Genomic DNA, 13,593 nt, shown 5'->3' with positions numbered 1-13,593 from the left:
GCTATTTTAGCGCAAAGCGGAGAAGAGATACAGGGAGTTATCCACCGATTTTCACAGATTGACACCGATTCAGAGAGAAGATGTTTCATCCGCAGATAACGCAGTGAGCGCAGATATTAGGAGAGCGGTTGAGAGAGGGTGTGGGGCGCCGTTCAACCTCGATCACGGGGTGAAGATGGGGAGGATGGCGCGGAGAGGGCCGAGCTTGCGGCGGATGCGGACCCAGTCGTTATCGCCGCGGAGCATCTTGCAGGCCGAGTTCCAGGCGCGGTTGTAGTTGCGCAGATACCAGATGCAGATGCGCGGCGTGAGGGCATATAGCTTGAGGAGCTGGCCCGCGGTGCGCTGGTCCTGGAGCATGTGGCCATCCAGGGCGCGCTGGTAGGGCCAGAGGTCGGGTCGCTCACTGGCGAGGCCCGCGACGACGGTGGGCGCGGCGAGCTGTGCGCTCTTGATGGCATGGTAGATGCCCTCGCCGCTGAAGGGATCGGCGACGCCTGCGGCATCGCCGATGAGGAGGACGCGCTCCTTGGCGACGGGCGTTTTTGCGAGGCGCATGGGGATATGGTGGCCGCGGATGCTGCGCACCTTGTAATCGCCGAGGTCCAGGGAGGCGAGGTAGCGCTCGTAGTAGGCGCGAAGGTTGGGAGCGTGCCTCTTCATCGCGCCGACGCCGATGGAGAGGTGCCTCCTCTTGGGGAAGACCCAGGCGTAACCTTCCTTTATGTAGCCGACGTCCAGGGCGATGCGCTTATCCCACTCTTCGACCTTGTGCTGGGGGACTTCGATCTCCGCCTCCAGCGCCACATCGCCGCGCACCTCGCTGTGGAGGCCCGCCTGCCGCGCCACGATGCCGTTTGCGCCATCGGCCCCCGCCAAGAGCTTGGCGTGGACGATGCCCTCCGCTAGGTGGACGGCGCAGCCGTCGTTGCGCGCTTCGATATTCCTCACACGCGCGCCGTCCATGAGCTTCGCGCCGGCCTCAACGGCCTTGCGCGTCAGGAGGTCATCGAAGCGATCGCGCATGACCATGTAGGCGATGGGCTCGTGATAGGGCTTCACGAAGCCCTTATCCATCCGGTAGGTGATGAGCCCCTCCGTGATGGTGCGCTCGATAGCCGGGGAGATATCGAAGTCTAAGAGTCGTCGCGCTCGGTGGGTGACGCCGCCCGCGCAGGTCTTGTAGCGCGGCAGGCGCTCCTTTTCGATGAGGACGACGGACCTGCCCGCGAGGGCGACCTGGCGCGCCAGGGTGGAGCCGGAGGGCCCGGCGCCGATGACGGCTAGATCGTAGGAGGCGGTGGTCATTGCGTTCCCATCTCTCAAGGCGGACGCAGCTTCCTAGATGGCGCGGAGGGCGATATCGGTGCGGTAGTGGGCGTCTTGGAACTTGATGCGCTTTACGTTGCTGTAGGCCTGCTCGCGCGCCTCGGCCATGTCCTTGCCGAGGGCGGAGACGATGAGGACGCGCCCGCCATCGGTGACGAGCCGGCCGTCCTTGAGCTTGGTGCCGGCGTGGAAGACCATCACGTCCGGGTCAACGTCCTGGAGGCCGGTGATGGGGTAGCCCTTTTTGAAGGCGCCGGGATAGCCGCCGGAGGCCATCACAACGCCGACGCAGGGCTTGGGATGCCAGTTGGGCGTCACTTTGTGGAGGGTGCGCTCGGCCACGCCCACGAAGATGTCTACGATGTCCGTCTGGAGGCGCGGGAGGATGACTTGCGCCTCCGGGTCGCCGAAGCGGCAGTTGAACTCGATGACCTTCACATCGGTGCCGTTGACCATGAGACCGGCATAGAGGACGCCGCGATAGGGACGGCCTTCCTTCTCCATGCCTTGGATGGTGGGCTTGAGCACCGTCTCCGTAATCCTATCGAGCATGGCCTTGTCCAAGAACTCGGGCGGCGAGTAACAGCCCATGCCGCCCGTGTTGGGGCCATCGTCGTTATCGTTCACGCGCTTGTAGTCGCAGGCGGAAACAGTGGTGAGGACGGTCTTGCCATCGGTGATGGCGAAGAGGCTGGCCTCCTTCCCCTGGAGGTGTTCTTCCAGGACGACGCGCTTGCCGGCATCGCCGAAGTAGCCGTCCACCATCGCCAGTTTGATAGCGGCAAGGGCCTCTTCCTTGGTGGCTGGCACGGTGACGCCCTTGCCTGCGGCAAGGCCATCGGCCTTGACCACCGGAGGGGAGGCCAGGCCTTCCACGTACTTCACGGCGGCATCGTAGCTCTCAAAGCTTTCGTTATGGGCCGTGGGGACGCCGTACTTCCGCATAATCATCTTGGCGTAGGCCTTGCTGGATTCCAGCTGGGCGGCGCGCTTGGTGGGGCCGAAGATGGGGACGGTGTGCGCGGGTGAGGAGAAGTAGTCCACGATGCCGCTCTCCAGAGGGACTTCCGGCCCGACGACGATGAGGCCGATATTGTTGGCTTGGACGGCCTTGAGCATCGCATCGAAGTCCCAGACGTCAATCGGCAGGTTCTTGCCGAGGTGGGAGGTGCCGCCGTTCCCCGGGGCGAAGTAGAGATCGTGGACCTGGGGACTGTTGTAGACCTTCCAGCCGATGGCGTGCTCGCGGCCGCCGCTGCCGACGATGAGGATGTTCATATGCGGGCTGTTTCTGGTCTAGCCGAAGACTTAAGGGCTATTCCCACTCGATGGTGCCGGGCGGCTTGCTCGTGATGTCATAGACGACGCGATTGACGCCGGGAACTTCGTTCACGATGCGGTTGGAGATGCGCGCCAGGATGTCATAGGGGAGTCTGGCCCAATCGGCGGTCATGGCATCTTCGCTGGTGACGGCGCGGATGGCGACGACGCTGCCATAGGTGCGGTGATCGCCCATGACGCCGGTGCTGTGGCTGGAGGTGAGGACGGCGAAGCTCTGCCACAACTGGCGGTAGAGCTTCGCCTTTTTGATCTCGTTCATGACGATCCAATCGGACTGGCGGAGGATGTGCAGCTTATCGCCCGTTACTTCGCCGATGATGCGGATGGCGAGGCCGGGGCCGGGGAAGGGCTGGCGGTAGACCATCTCCTCCGGGAGGCCGAGGGCGACGCCGACCTCCCGCACCTCATCCTTGAAGAGGTTGCGGAGGGGCTCGATGAGCTGGAAGCGCATGCCCTTGGGGAGGCCGCCGACGTTGTGGTGCGTCTTGATCTTGGAGGCGGCCTTGGTCTCCGGGGTCACGCTTTCGATGACGTCCGGGTAGAGGGTGCCCTGGGCCAGGAAATCGGCATCGCCCAGCTTGGCGGCCTCCGCCTCAAAGACCCGGATGAACTCGGCGCCGATGGTCTTGCGCTTCTCTTCCGGGTCCGTGATGCCCTTGAGGGCGCCGACGAAGCGCTCCACGGCGTTGACGTGGATGAGGTTCATCTTCAGGTTGCGCCTGAAGACCTGGACCACACGCTCCGGCTCCTCCGCGCGGAGGAGGCCGTTGTCCACAAAGATACAGGTGAGCTGATCGCCGATGGCCTTGTGGATGAGGGTGGCGACGACGGCAGAGTCCACGCCGCCGGAGAGGGCGCAGACGACGCGCCCGCGGCCGACCTTGGCCTGTATCTTTTCGATCTGCTCAGCGATGAAGTTGGAGGGTGTCCAATCGCCTGTGCAGCCGCAGACGTTGAAGAGGTAGTTCTTGAGGATCTCTTTCCCCTGGGGGGTGTGGACCACTTCCGGGTGGAACTGGATGCCGATGAAGCCGCTCTCGCTGCTCATGGCGGCGATGGGGCTATTTTCTGTGTAGGCGAGGATCTTGAAGCCCGGCGGCAGTTGGGTCACGTGGTCGCCGTGGCTCATCCAGACGGGCACATCGTGCGGCATGTTCTTGAAGAGGGCGGCATCGTCCTGGTTCTGGTGGATGACGGCGTGGCCGTATTCGCGCTTGCCGCCAGGCTGGACCTTGCCGCCGAGCTGATGGGCCATAAGGTGCATGCCGTAGCAGATGCCCAGCACCGGCACCTTATTGTTGAAGACCCAGGCGGGCGCGCTGGGGGCGTCCTGCTCGTAGACGCTGGCGGGGCCGCCCGAGAGGATGAAGCCTTTGGGGTTCAGGGCCTGGATCTTCTCCCAGGGCGTGTCATGGGGAACCAACTCGCAATAGACGTGGAGCTCACGCACGCGCCGCGCGATAAGCATGCTGAACTGCGAGCCGAAATCTAGGATGACGACGCAGTCTTGGGTGGGGGGAGCGGTCTTCTTCGCGGGGACAGGCTCGAGACCCTTCTTCTCTTTCGCGATCTCGAGGTAGGTCGAGACTTCGACGTCGCCGCTTACTCTGACGCGAAGGCTCTTGTCATCAGTCGAGCGTTCCAAAGAGCCCTCCTATATGTGGAGAGGAAGTCTAGCACCCGTGGTATACTCAGTCAAGGTTTGAGAAACGTCCAGCAACAGATTCGGAAGGCCCTTGAATCGCTCCGCGGCGGAGGGCTTGTCGCCTATCCAACGGACACGGTGTACGGCGTTGGCGCGGATGCCACGAATGTGCGAGCCGTTCGCCACGTTTTTCGCGTGAAATCGCGTCCGCTAACGATGGCGCTCCCTATCCTGGTCTCTGATATCCATATGATGCACGCCGCAACAGAAGAGTTGCCGCCAAGCGCTATCCGGCTCGCCCTGCGCTTCTGGCCGGGGGCGCTGACGATGGTGGTGAAGAAGTCGCCGCTCATCCCGGCGATCGTCACTGCGAGCGCGCCGACGGTGGCCATCCGCATCCCGGACCACCCGACGCCTCGGGCGCTGGCCAAGGGCATCGGCGCGCCACTGGTGGGGACGAGCGCCAACAGGTCGGGACAGCCCTCCGTAACGACAGCCTCAGCGGTCACGGCGCAGATCGGCGAGGATGTGGACGTGGTCATAAGCGGGCGGTGCAAAGGCGGGATCGAGTCCACCATCATTGACCTGACGCAGCAGCCGCCGAAGATCCTGCGCCAAGGGCCTGTGACCAAGGAAGCGCTCGAAGAGGTCATTGGCAAGGTAGACGTATGACGACGATATCGAAGCCAAGTTCCCTTCTGGAGCGCCAGCCGCTCATTGAGGCGGAGCTGAAGCGGGCCGTAGCGGATAACAAATCGCCCCTTCACCGGATGCTGCGCTACCACTTGGGATGGATTGACCAGATGGGCATGCCCGAGCGGCACGCCTCCCCGGACCGCGTCCTCGGCACGCTGACGCTGCTCTCCGCCGAGGCGGTCGGCGCATCTGCGGCCCAGGCCGTCCCTGGCGCAGCGGCGATGGAGCTCACCAAGGCCTACTTTCAGATACACGAAGAGCTTCGCGCGGGAACGCCGGAGGTAGCCGGGCGGCCTGCGCTCTGGTGGCATGCAGGCGCCTCGCAAGGCATCAATGCCGGCGATGGGATGTACGCCTTGGCGCGGCTGGAGCTGATGCGTTTGGAGGAGTTGGACATTTCGGCCGATCGCATCACCCGCGCGCTCGCGACAGTGGACAGGGCATCCCTGCGCGTCACGGAGACCCTCTACCGGGCAATCACGGCGGAAGGGACGCTGGAAGATACGCCTGAAGCGCACATAGAGGCGATCCGAGGGAAGGCGGCCATCCATGGGGCCGCCTGCGCGCTGGGGGCGATTATCGGCAACGGTTCCCCTAGGGTAGTGGATGCGCTTCGAAGCTTCGGCGAGCGCACAGGTACGGCGGCGATTGTGCGGGAGGAGCTGAGGGCGATCAGGGGAGTCCATGGGAGTAGTCGGTCACAGCTCGTGGAGATGCTGGATAAGAGACGGTCGCTGCCGGTACTGGCGCTGCTCAAGATGGCGACGGGCAATGACAGGGCGGCGCTCACTGCCACGGCCGTTCGCGATGGGCCGCTCTCTGATGAGCGGCTGGAGAAGCTCGCAGTACTTATGGAAAGCACGGGGGCTGTACGTTATTGCGAGGAGACGATCCAGCAAGAGCTACAGGAGGGCCTTGAGGCGATGAAGGCGGCAGCGCTTCCGGCGGATGCGGCGGACCGTCTAGCCGAGCTCGCGCGGTTCGCAGCAGGGACGCACTGATGGAAGCAAAGCGCAAGGCACCACATCATAGGGGCACTATATCGATGCGCGTGCGAGAGCGCCTGTACATCCACTGGCTGATCCGGCACCTTCGGACGCACCTCATCGCCGGCACGATCGCGCTCATCCCGCTCGTTGTGACCTTCGTCATCCTGCGCCTCTTTTTCAACTTTGTGGACGGCCTTGTCCAGCCGCTTGTGGAACGGATTTTCGACCGAGAAATCTTCGGTGTCGGCGGCGCCATCACCATCGTCGGCGTCTACATCGTGGGCCTGGTCATCCGCTCGGCCTACGGGAAGCCGTTCATCCAAGTCATTGAGACGGTTATCCTGCGCGTGCCGCTCATCAAGTCCATCTACAACCCCACAAAGCAGATCATTGACTCCCTTTCAACGGCGGGCCAAGCGCCGCACCGGGTTGTAGTTATCCCCTGGCCCAGCAAAGATACGTACACGGTCGGCTTTTACACCGGCGAGGTGACGGACGGCGAAGGGAAGTTCTTTTGCAACATCTTGGTGCCCACAACACCGACGCCGCAATCTGGGCTTCTGGCGATCGTGCCGAAGGAAGAGGTGATCTTCACGGACATGACGCTGGACGAGGGCTTGCGCCTTGTAGTCTCCAGCGGCGTCATCACGCCGAAAGACCTGATGCGGAAGAACTACCAGAAGCGGCCCGAGGACAAGGACCCGAACGAGGTCCCGGAGCGGCTCTAGCCGCCTGGTCCAGCTGCGATGGGCTCCGCGCAGGCGGAACTGTCCACCTTCCACGAGTTGACGATGGAGGAGACCTCATGAAAATGCATCTCTTCCGCGGCAAAGGGGACCAACACCTTCGAGAGCCTTGCCGGGTCCTCCGAGAGCGGGTCTAGCCAGAGAGCTTCCGTCTCCGGCGTGAGGATGACGGGCATCCGGTCATGGATGGGGCGCATGAGGGGATTGGCCTCCGTAGTGAGGATGGTGAAGGAGCGCACCCACTTGCCTTCGGGCGATCTCCACAGTTCCCACAGCCCTGCAAAAGCGAAGGGCCCCTTGGCCTTGAGCATGACGTAGAAGGGGGGCTTGGCCTTGCCTTCGCGGAGCCATTCATAGAAGCCGGTGGCGACGACAAGGCATCGCCGCTTCCTGAAGGCCACGCGAAAGGCGGCCGTCTCCTCCGCCGTCTCAGCCCTGGCGTTGATGAAGCGCGCGCCGATGGAGAGGTCCTTGGCCCAGTGAGGCACCAGGCCCCAGCGCATCATCTGGCCTTGCCGCTCGCCGTTGGCGCCGGTGACGATGGCGAGTGATTCCTGGGTAGGCGCGACGTTATAGCGGGGCGTAAGCTCCAGCGATCCGACATCGCACTGGAAGCGCTCTTCTATCTCTCGATTGGAGGAGGCGACGGCGTAGCGTCCGCACATCAGGCACCCTTGGCGCTGTTCTTGAAGTGGGGGATGACGTACTTCCCAAAGAGCTTGATGGAGTTCATGAGTCGCTCATGGGGGATGCGTCCCACCTGCATCATACAGAGGATCTGGTCTGCGCCCGCATCCCGGTACATCTCGATGGTGCGGATGCAGGCGTCTGGGTCGCCGATGCAATAGGCGCCGGAGTCTATCTGCTCGTTGTAATCGGCCTGCCTGGATCGTAGGGCTGAATCGGCAGGGGTGACGTTGAGCTTGTGGTAGCGGTAGCTGGGCGGCACGTCTCTCTCTTCGATCCGCTGCCAGCTGGGGTCGTAGAGCTTCTTGTTGGTAGCAAAGTACCACAAGGCGTTCGGGCCGCCGATCTCACGGGCCTTCCGGTCGGTGTCGTCGCAATAGGTCATGGCAAAGGCGCCGACCTGCTCATGCTTGTAAGCGCCAGCCTGCTTGGCAGGGTGGGTGACGGCCTTGCGATAGTCGGCGATGCGCTCTTTCAGGTAGCCCGGCGGCGCGATGGCGAAGCAGAGGGCTCCGATGCCGTGCCGTCCGGCGATGGTGAAGGAGTCCGGCTGAGCGCAGGCCATCCAGAGCGGAGGGTGGGGCTTCCGGATGGGCTTCGGCAGGATGTTGCGCTCGGGGATATCCCAGAACTTGCCCTTGTGGCTGAACCAATCGCTCATCCACATCTTGGGGATGATTTCGATGGCCTCTTCCCATTCATCGCGGGTATCTTCAAGGCGCACGCCGAAGGGCTCAAGCTGCCACGGGTTGGATGAGCGCCCCGTGCCGAGGTCCGCCCTGCCGTTGGACATGATGTCCAGGGTGGCAAGGCGCTCGGCCACGCGGATAGGGTGATTGACCTTGCCTTCCATGAGGACCACGCCGTGGCCCAGGCGGATGGCGCTGGTCCGCGAGGCGAGATAGCCGAGCCAGACTTCCGGGCCGCAGGAGTGGGCGAACTCGGTGAGGAAGTGATGCTCAACCACCCAGGCATACTCGAAGCCGTTCTGTTCGGCAAAGACCACCTGGTCGGCGGCCTGGTGGAAGATATCGTACTCGCTGCGCGGGTTCCAGGGCTTGGGGACCTGCAGCTCAAAGATCAGGCCGAACTTCACAGCAGCGTCGCCTTTCCTCTCGCCTTCTTTGCGAAGTAGGGGATGACGTACTTGCCAAAGAGCATGATGGAGTTCATCACCTTTTCATGGGGGATGCGCCCAACCTGCATGAAGCAGAGAAGCTGGTCGGCGCCGGCCGCCTCGTATTTCTCGATGGTGCGGATGCAGTGGTCAGGGTCGCCGACGCACATGGAGCCGTTGTCTATGAGCTGGTTGTAGTCCCATCCCTTGTTGCCCACGCGGTCGTCCGACCGGACGAGCTGGGCATGCCATCGGTAGCTGGGCGGTACGTCTTCCAGGTTGCGCTGCATCCAGACCGGATCGTAGATGTTGCGAAGGGTGGCGTAGTACCAGAGAGCGTTCGGGCCGCCCAAGTCGCGCGCCCGCTGGTTGTCATCGTCGCAATAGACCACGGTGAAGGCGCCTACCTGGTTGTTTTTGAAGAGGCCTGCCTGCTCAGGCGCGGTGGCGATGGCGGTGCGGTAGCGGTCTATGCGCTCCTTCATCTGGCCCGGCTGGGCCAATGTGAAACACAGCGCGCCGACGCCCTTTCTGCCAGCCATCTCAAAGGTGTCCGGCTGGGCGCAGGCCACCCAAAGGGGCGGATGCGGCTTCTGGATGGGCTTGGGCAGGATATTGCGCTCCGGGATATCCCAGAACTTGCCCTTGTGGCTGAACCAGTCCGTGGACCACATCTTAGGGATGATATCTATGGCCTCCGCCCACTCGTCCCGCGTCTCCGCCAGCTCACAGCCGAAGGGCTCGATCTGCCAGGGGTGGGCGCTCCGCCCGGTGCCGAACTCGACACGCCCGTTGGACATGATGTCCAGTGTGGCGATGCGCTCGGCGACGCGGATGGGGTGGTTGATCTTCCCCTCCAAAAGGACGACGCCATGGCCAAGGCGAATGGTGCTGGTGCGGCTGGCCAAATAGCCGAGCCAGACTTCGGGCGCGCCGGAGTGGGCAAACTCGGGCAGGAAGTGGTGCTCCACTGCCCAGACATATTCGAAGCCTTGCTGTTCGGCCAGCACCGTCTGGTCGGCGGCCTGGTGGAAGGTATCGTACTCGGTGCGGTCGCCCCAGGGCTTGGGGACGTTAAGCTCAAAGAGCAGGCCGAATTTCATGGGTTGCCCGCCGGGGTGTGATTAGCGCGAACGGTACGTCTGACCTGGACGAGTGTCAATGCGCGGAGGCGAGCCATCAGCCAATCATATAGCTGCCGCGGCACACGTTGAGGATGGCGCCGTTGATGCCGGAGGCGGCATCCGAGCAGAGGAAGACGATGGCACTGGCGACCTCCGCCGGTTCGATGTAGCGGCCGCCGACTAGGGTGGCATAATCGCCGGCGCGCCGGGCAGGCGTGACAATGGCCTTGTTACGCTCGGTATCGGTATGCCCAGGGGCGACGACGTTGGTGCGGACGCCGTGCTTGATGCCCTCCAGGGCCAGCACGCGGCTCAGGGCCACCACGCCGCCCTTGGCGGCGGAATAGACGCCGTGGCCCTCTATGGGGCGAAAGGCCGCGCCGGAGGCGACGTTCACAATGACGCCACTCTTTTGCTGCACCATGACGTGCATGGCCGCCTGACAGCAGAAGAAGAGGCCACGCAGGTCCACAGAGAGGATGTCATCCCACAGCTTCTCCGTGACCTCCAGTATCTTGGCGCGGGGAAAGATGGCGGCCACATTGGCCAGGGCGTCAATGGAGCCGAATTCGCGCTTTACCTGGGCCACCATCGCGCGGGTCTGCTGGACGTTCGCGATGTCCGTCTTGATGACCAGGGACTTCCTGCCCTGTCGGGGGAACTCTTTGGCCGTCTTGTTCGCCCCAGCCTCGTCTATATCCACAAGGGCCACGTTCGCGCCCGCCTTGGCACAGGCGATGGCTGTGGCTTTGCCGATGCCCGCCGCCGCGCCCGTGACGATCACATTCTTGCCGTTCAACTGCATCGCAGACCCCCTTCGCGGAAGTGTCGCTATTACAGCAGGAACAGGGCAAAATCACAATTGTCGTCTCCTTTGACTCGCCGCCCCAGCAACTCTATAATCCCAACCTACCAGGAGTACTCGATGTTCCTCAAGGATCGAGTCGCGATCGTCACTGCAGGCGGCGGCCCAGGTATGGGCAGCGCCTTCTCCTATGCCCTGGCGAAGGAGGGGGCATCCCTCGTCGTCGCCGATTACGATGAAGGCCGCGGCGAGGCGGTGGCGAAGAGGATACGCGATGGCGGCGGCAAGGCCATCGGCGTTCCCACGGATGTCTCCAAGCCCGCCGATGTGGAGCGCATGGTGGAACGCACCCTCAAGCAGTTCGGCAAGGTGAGCATCCTCTCCAACCATGCCGGGGCCACCACGTCAGGCAAGACGGTTGAGGAGATGCCCCTCGAGCTCTGGGATAGGGCGATGAACGTCCACCTGCGCGGCACGTTTCTCTGCACCAAGGCCGTGATCCCGCACATGAAGAAGGAGAAATGGGGACGCATCGTCAACACCTCATCGCGCGCGGCCTACAGCTCCAAGATCAAGACGCTGACCGATTACGCCACCGCAAAGGCAGGCATCATCGGCTTTTCGCGAAGCGTGGCTCGAGAGTTGGGCGAGTACGGCATCACCGTGAACTGTATCGCGCCGGGGCTGGTGAGCGATAGCGGCCTGGGCCTTGTCTACCCAAGCGCCGTGTGGCCTCCCCCGAATAAGGAGGCCGAGCAAACGGCGGCTGACAACGAAGGCCAGATGATCCGCCCCTACCGCATGGTGAAGCCGGACGAGATCGCGGGGGCGCTGCTCTATCTGGTGGGGCCCTATAGCGACCGCGTCACCGGCATGGTGCTGCACGTGAACGGCGGGAGCTATCTGCCCGCCTAGCGGAAGCTTTTCTTCAACTCCCGCGCCACTTCCGCCAAGGCATCGCGCCCGGCGTCTATCTCCGACCACATGCTAACGAAGCCGTGGATCATCCCTTTGTACCGGGTGAGCTTCGTCCGCACGCCCGCCTTCTTCAGGGCCGCCGCGTAGGATTCGCCTTCATCGCGCAGCGGGTCGTATTCCGCCGTCTGCACAAGGGCAGGCGGAAGGCCCTTCAGACTCTTCGCCTTGATGGGCGCGGCGTAGGAATGCTCCGCATCGGCTACGCTACGCAGGTACTGTTCCCAGTAGAACTGCATCATCGCCCTAGTGAGAAAGAGGCCCTCGCCGTTCCGGCGATAGGACTTTGTGTCAAAGTTGCGCTCGATCACAGGGTAGACGAGGGCCTGATAGATCAGCGGCGGGCCGTTGCGGTCACGGGCCATGAGCGCGACGGCGGCCGCCAGGTTGCCTCCGGCGCTGGAGCCGCCGATGGCGATCCGCTTAGGATCGGCGTTGAGCGATGCGGAATTGTCAAAAGTCCATCTGGCGGCGGCGTAGCAATCTTCCGCAGGGACAGGGAACTTGAACTCGGGAGCGAGCCGGTAGCCGACGCTCACGACGACGCAGGAGGCCCAATTGGCGATGTGGCGAGAGGCCCCATCGGCCAGATCTATATCGCCGCCGACCCAGCCGCCGCCGTGAAGCCAGACGAGCGCAGGGAGCGGCCCGACGCCCTTGGGCAAGTAGATGCGGACAGGGATCGTGCCGCCTTGAACGGGGATCGTCCGGTCCTCGGTCTTCGTGACCTCCGGACCTTTTCCCCGCTGCACTGCAGCACTATACGCGCGAGCTTGCGCGGGGGTCATGGTAGCCCCATCCGGGCGGGTGCCGGAGACTCGCTCCAGGTAGGCCTTGACCTGCGGATGCAGCGCCATCCTATCCCTCAGCTTTGGCTCGGTAGTGAGGCCGAAAAGGTCAGCCGCCCGCTACTTCTTCGCCCCGGCGGCCGTTTTCTGGAACTTCGGGATGACGTTCTTCCCAAAGATGCGGATGGAGTCCATGATCTTCTTGTGAGGGATGCCGCCCGCCTGCATGTGGATGATGAGCTGATCCACGCCCACATCCTGGAAGCGCTGGACGATCTTGGTGCATGATGCAGGGTCTCCCACCATGATGCCGCCGGAATCAATGAGCGATTGCGGGCCGCCCGCAAGCAGATGCTTTTCGCCCTCCCACATGCCCTGCAGCGTGTATTCGTACGTGCGGGGAGGGGGTTGATCCTTGGGCCACCGGGTGTACCGCATGCCGCGCAAGGCGTACCAGTGGGCGGCTTCGCTGCCGATCTTTTTCGTCTCTGCATCGTCTTCGCCGCAGAGGCCGGTAGTGAAGCCTGCAAGCTGGTTGTTCACAAAGCCTGCAACGGGGGTGGCATTCTTCACGAGCTTGCGGTAGAGGTTCACTTTATCGTCCAGCTGCTCGGGAGCGACACCGGAAGCGAAGAAGAGGATGCCTAGGCCGGCTTCCGCCGCCCGCCTGGCGCTGTCCGGCGAGGTGCCGGCCAGCCACATGGGCGGGTGCGGCTTCTGGATGCAGCGAGGGACGACTGTTCTTGGGGGGATGTTCACGTATTTGCCCTTGAACCCCACCTCCTCTTGCGTGAGGAGCTTGACCACTGCCTGCGTGCCTTCCAACCACATGTCGCGGCTCTCTTCGGCGTTAATCTCAAAGCCCTCAAGCTCTGTGGGAGAGACGGAACGCCCAGTGCCAAGCTCCACGCGCCCGTTGCTGAGGATATCGAGCATGGCGATGCGCTCCGCCACGCGCGCCGGGTGGTTGTACTTGGGCGGCGTCAAAACGACGCCGTGGCCCAGGCGCATGCGGGTGGTCACCTGGCTCAGCGCGCCGAGGAGGACTTCGGGGGCGGAGCAATGGGCGAACTCTTGGAGGAAGTGGTGTTCGGTGAGCCAGATGTAGTCAAAGCCGTGGGCTTCGGCATGCCTCACCTGCTCCACGACGTTCCGAACGATCGTGGCCTCTTTCTCAGGTGTCCAAGGCTTGGGGACGCAGATTTCGTAGAAGAGTCCGAATTTCACTAAACCCTCCCGGTATACAGGTCGTGGACGACCACTAGATTATCCAGGACATAGGGCAACACTTCAAGCCTGCATTGTTCTCGAAAGAGTGGGCATGACCGAACCACCACACGCCGGTTTCCCC

General features: G+C 63.2%; 13 protein-coding genes. 4 read left to right on the top strand and 9 right to left on the bottom strand.

Features of this window, described 5'->3' with window-relative positions; translation table 11 throughout:
* Window positions 1–162 precede the first annotated feature (162 nt).
* From FJ039_06995 to guaA, 3 genes are read right to left on the bottom strand one after another with little or no spacing between them, the layout of a single operon-like run.
* A complete protein-coding gene (locus tag FJ039_06995; protein ID MBM4405910.1) occupies window positions 163–1,308 on the bottom strand; it encodes a geranylgeranyl reductase family protein in 1,146 nt (381 codons plus the stop codon).
* A 33-nt stretch (window positions 1,309–1,341) separates the two neighbouring features.
* A complete protein-coding gene (purD, locus tag FJ039_06990) occupies window positions 1,342–2,607 on the bottom strand; it encodes a phosphoribosylamine--glycine ligase (GenBank protein ID MBM4405909.1) in 1,266 nt (421 codons plus the stop codon).
* A gap of 37 nt (window positions 2,608–2,644) precedes the next feature.
* A complete protein-coding gene (gene guaA / locus FJ039_06985) occupies window positions 2,645–4,315 on the bottom strand; it encodes a glutamine-hydrolyzing GMP synthase (protein ID MBM4405908.1) in 1,671 nt (556 codons plus the stop codon).
* On the opposite strand from guaA, the gene FJ039_06980 reads away from it, so the two are divergent.
* Genes FJ039_06980 through FJ039_06970 form a run of 3 tightly spaced genes read left to right on the top strand, consistent with a single transcriptional unit; the run spans window position 4,178 to window position 6,728 of the window.
* On the top strand, window positions 4,178–4,987 hold the full coding sequence (locus tag FJ039_06980; protein MBM4405907.1) for a threonylcarbamoyl-AMP synthase: 810 nt from the start codon (window positions 4,178–4,180) through the stop codon (window positions 4,985–4,987). The genes guaA and FJ039_06980 overlap by 138 nt on opposite strands.
* On the top strand, window positions 4,984–6,012 hold the full coding sequence (locus FJ039_06975) for a hypothetical protein (protein MBM4405906.1): 1,029 nt from the start codon (window positions 4,984–4,986) through the stop codon (window positions 6,010–6,012). The genes FJ039_06980 and FJ039_06975 overlap by 4 nt, the downstream gene beginning before the upstream one ends.
* Window positions 6,012–6,728: a DUF502 domain-containing protein gene (locus FJ039_06970; protein ID MBM4405905.1), complete on the top strand. Its 717-nt coding sequence runs from the start codon at window positions 6,012–6,014 to the stop codon at window positions 6,726–6,728. Before FJ039_06975 ends, FJ039_06970 begins: the two co-directional genes overlap by 1 nt.
* Here the strand turns inward: FJ039_06970 and FJ039_06965 are convergent.
* From FJ039_06965 to FJ039_06950, 4 genes are all read right to left on the bottom strand, one after another.
* Window positions 6,725–7,411: an SOS response-associated peptidase gene (locus FJ039_06965; protein ID MBM4405904.1), complete on the bottom strand. Its 687-nt coding sequence runs from the start codon at window positions 7,409–7,411 to the stop codon at window positions 6,725–6,727. The two genes, FJ039_06970 and FJ039_06965, sit on opposite strands and share 4 nt — an antisense overlap.
* The gene (locus FJ039_06960; protein MBM4405903.1) at window positions 7,411–8,529 is read right to left on the bottom strand and encodes an LLM class flavin-dependent oxidoreductase; all 1,119 of its coding nucleotides are present in this window, start codon (window positions 8,527–8,529) and stop codon (window positions 7,411–7,413) included. Before FJ039_06960 ends, FJ039_06965 begins: the two co-directional genes overlap by 1 nt.
* Window positions 8,526–9,653, bottom strand: coding sequence for an LLM class flavin-dependent oxidoreductase (locus FJ039_06955; protein ID MBM4405902.1), 1,128 nt, complete (start codon window positions 9,651–9,653; stop codon window positions 8,526–8,528). Before FJ039_06955 ends, FJ039_06960 begins: the two co-directional genes overlap by 4 nt.
* Window positions 9,654–9,729: 76 nt before the next feature.
* Complete coding sequence (locus tag FJ039_06950) at window positions 9,730–10,479, bottom strand: SDR family oxidoreductase (GenBank protein MBM4405901.1); 750 nt, start codon at window positions 10,477–10,479, stop codon at window positions 9,730–9,732.
* A gap of 120 nt (window positions 10,480–10,599) precedes the next feature.
* Here FJ039_06950 and FJ039_06945 point away from each other — a divergent pair, with 120 nt between their 5' ends.
* Window positions 10,600–11,394 carry an SDR family oxidoreductase gene (locus FJ039_06945; protein ID MBM4405900.1) on the top strand — a complete coding sequence of 265 codons (795 nt, stop codon included), beginning with the start codon at window positions 10,600–10,602 and terminating at the stop codon, window positions 11,392–11,394.
* Here FJ039_06945 and FJ039_06940 read toward each other — a convergent pair.
* Window positions 11,391–12,311: an alpha/beta hydrolase gene (locus tag FJ039_06940; protein ID MBM4405899.1), complete on the bottom strand. Its 921-nt coding sequence runs from the start codon at window positions 12,309–12,311 to the stop codon at window positions 11,391–11,393. The genes FJ039_06945 and FJ039_06940 overlap by 4 nt on opposite strands.
* A 51-nt stretch (window positions 12,312–12,362) precedes the next feature.
* Window positions 12,363–13,469, bottom strand: coding sequence for an LLM class flavin-dependent oxidoreductase (locus FJ039_06935; GenBank protein ID MBM4405898.1), 1,107 nt, complete (start codon window positions 13,467–13,469; stop codon window positions 12,363–12,365).
* Between the last annotated feature and the right edge of the window lie 124 nt (window positions 13,470–13,593).

This window comes from Chloroflexota bacterium (assembly GCA_016875535.1).
GTDB lineage: Bacteria > Chloroflexota > Dehalococcoidia > SHYB01 > SHYB01 > VGPF01.
Note: the sequence above shows the minus strand (reverse complement) of the source record. Positions and strands in the feature narration are given on the sequence as shown.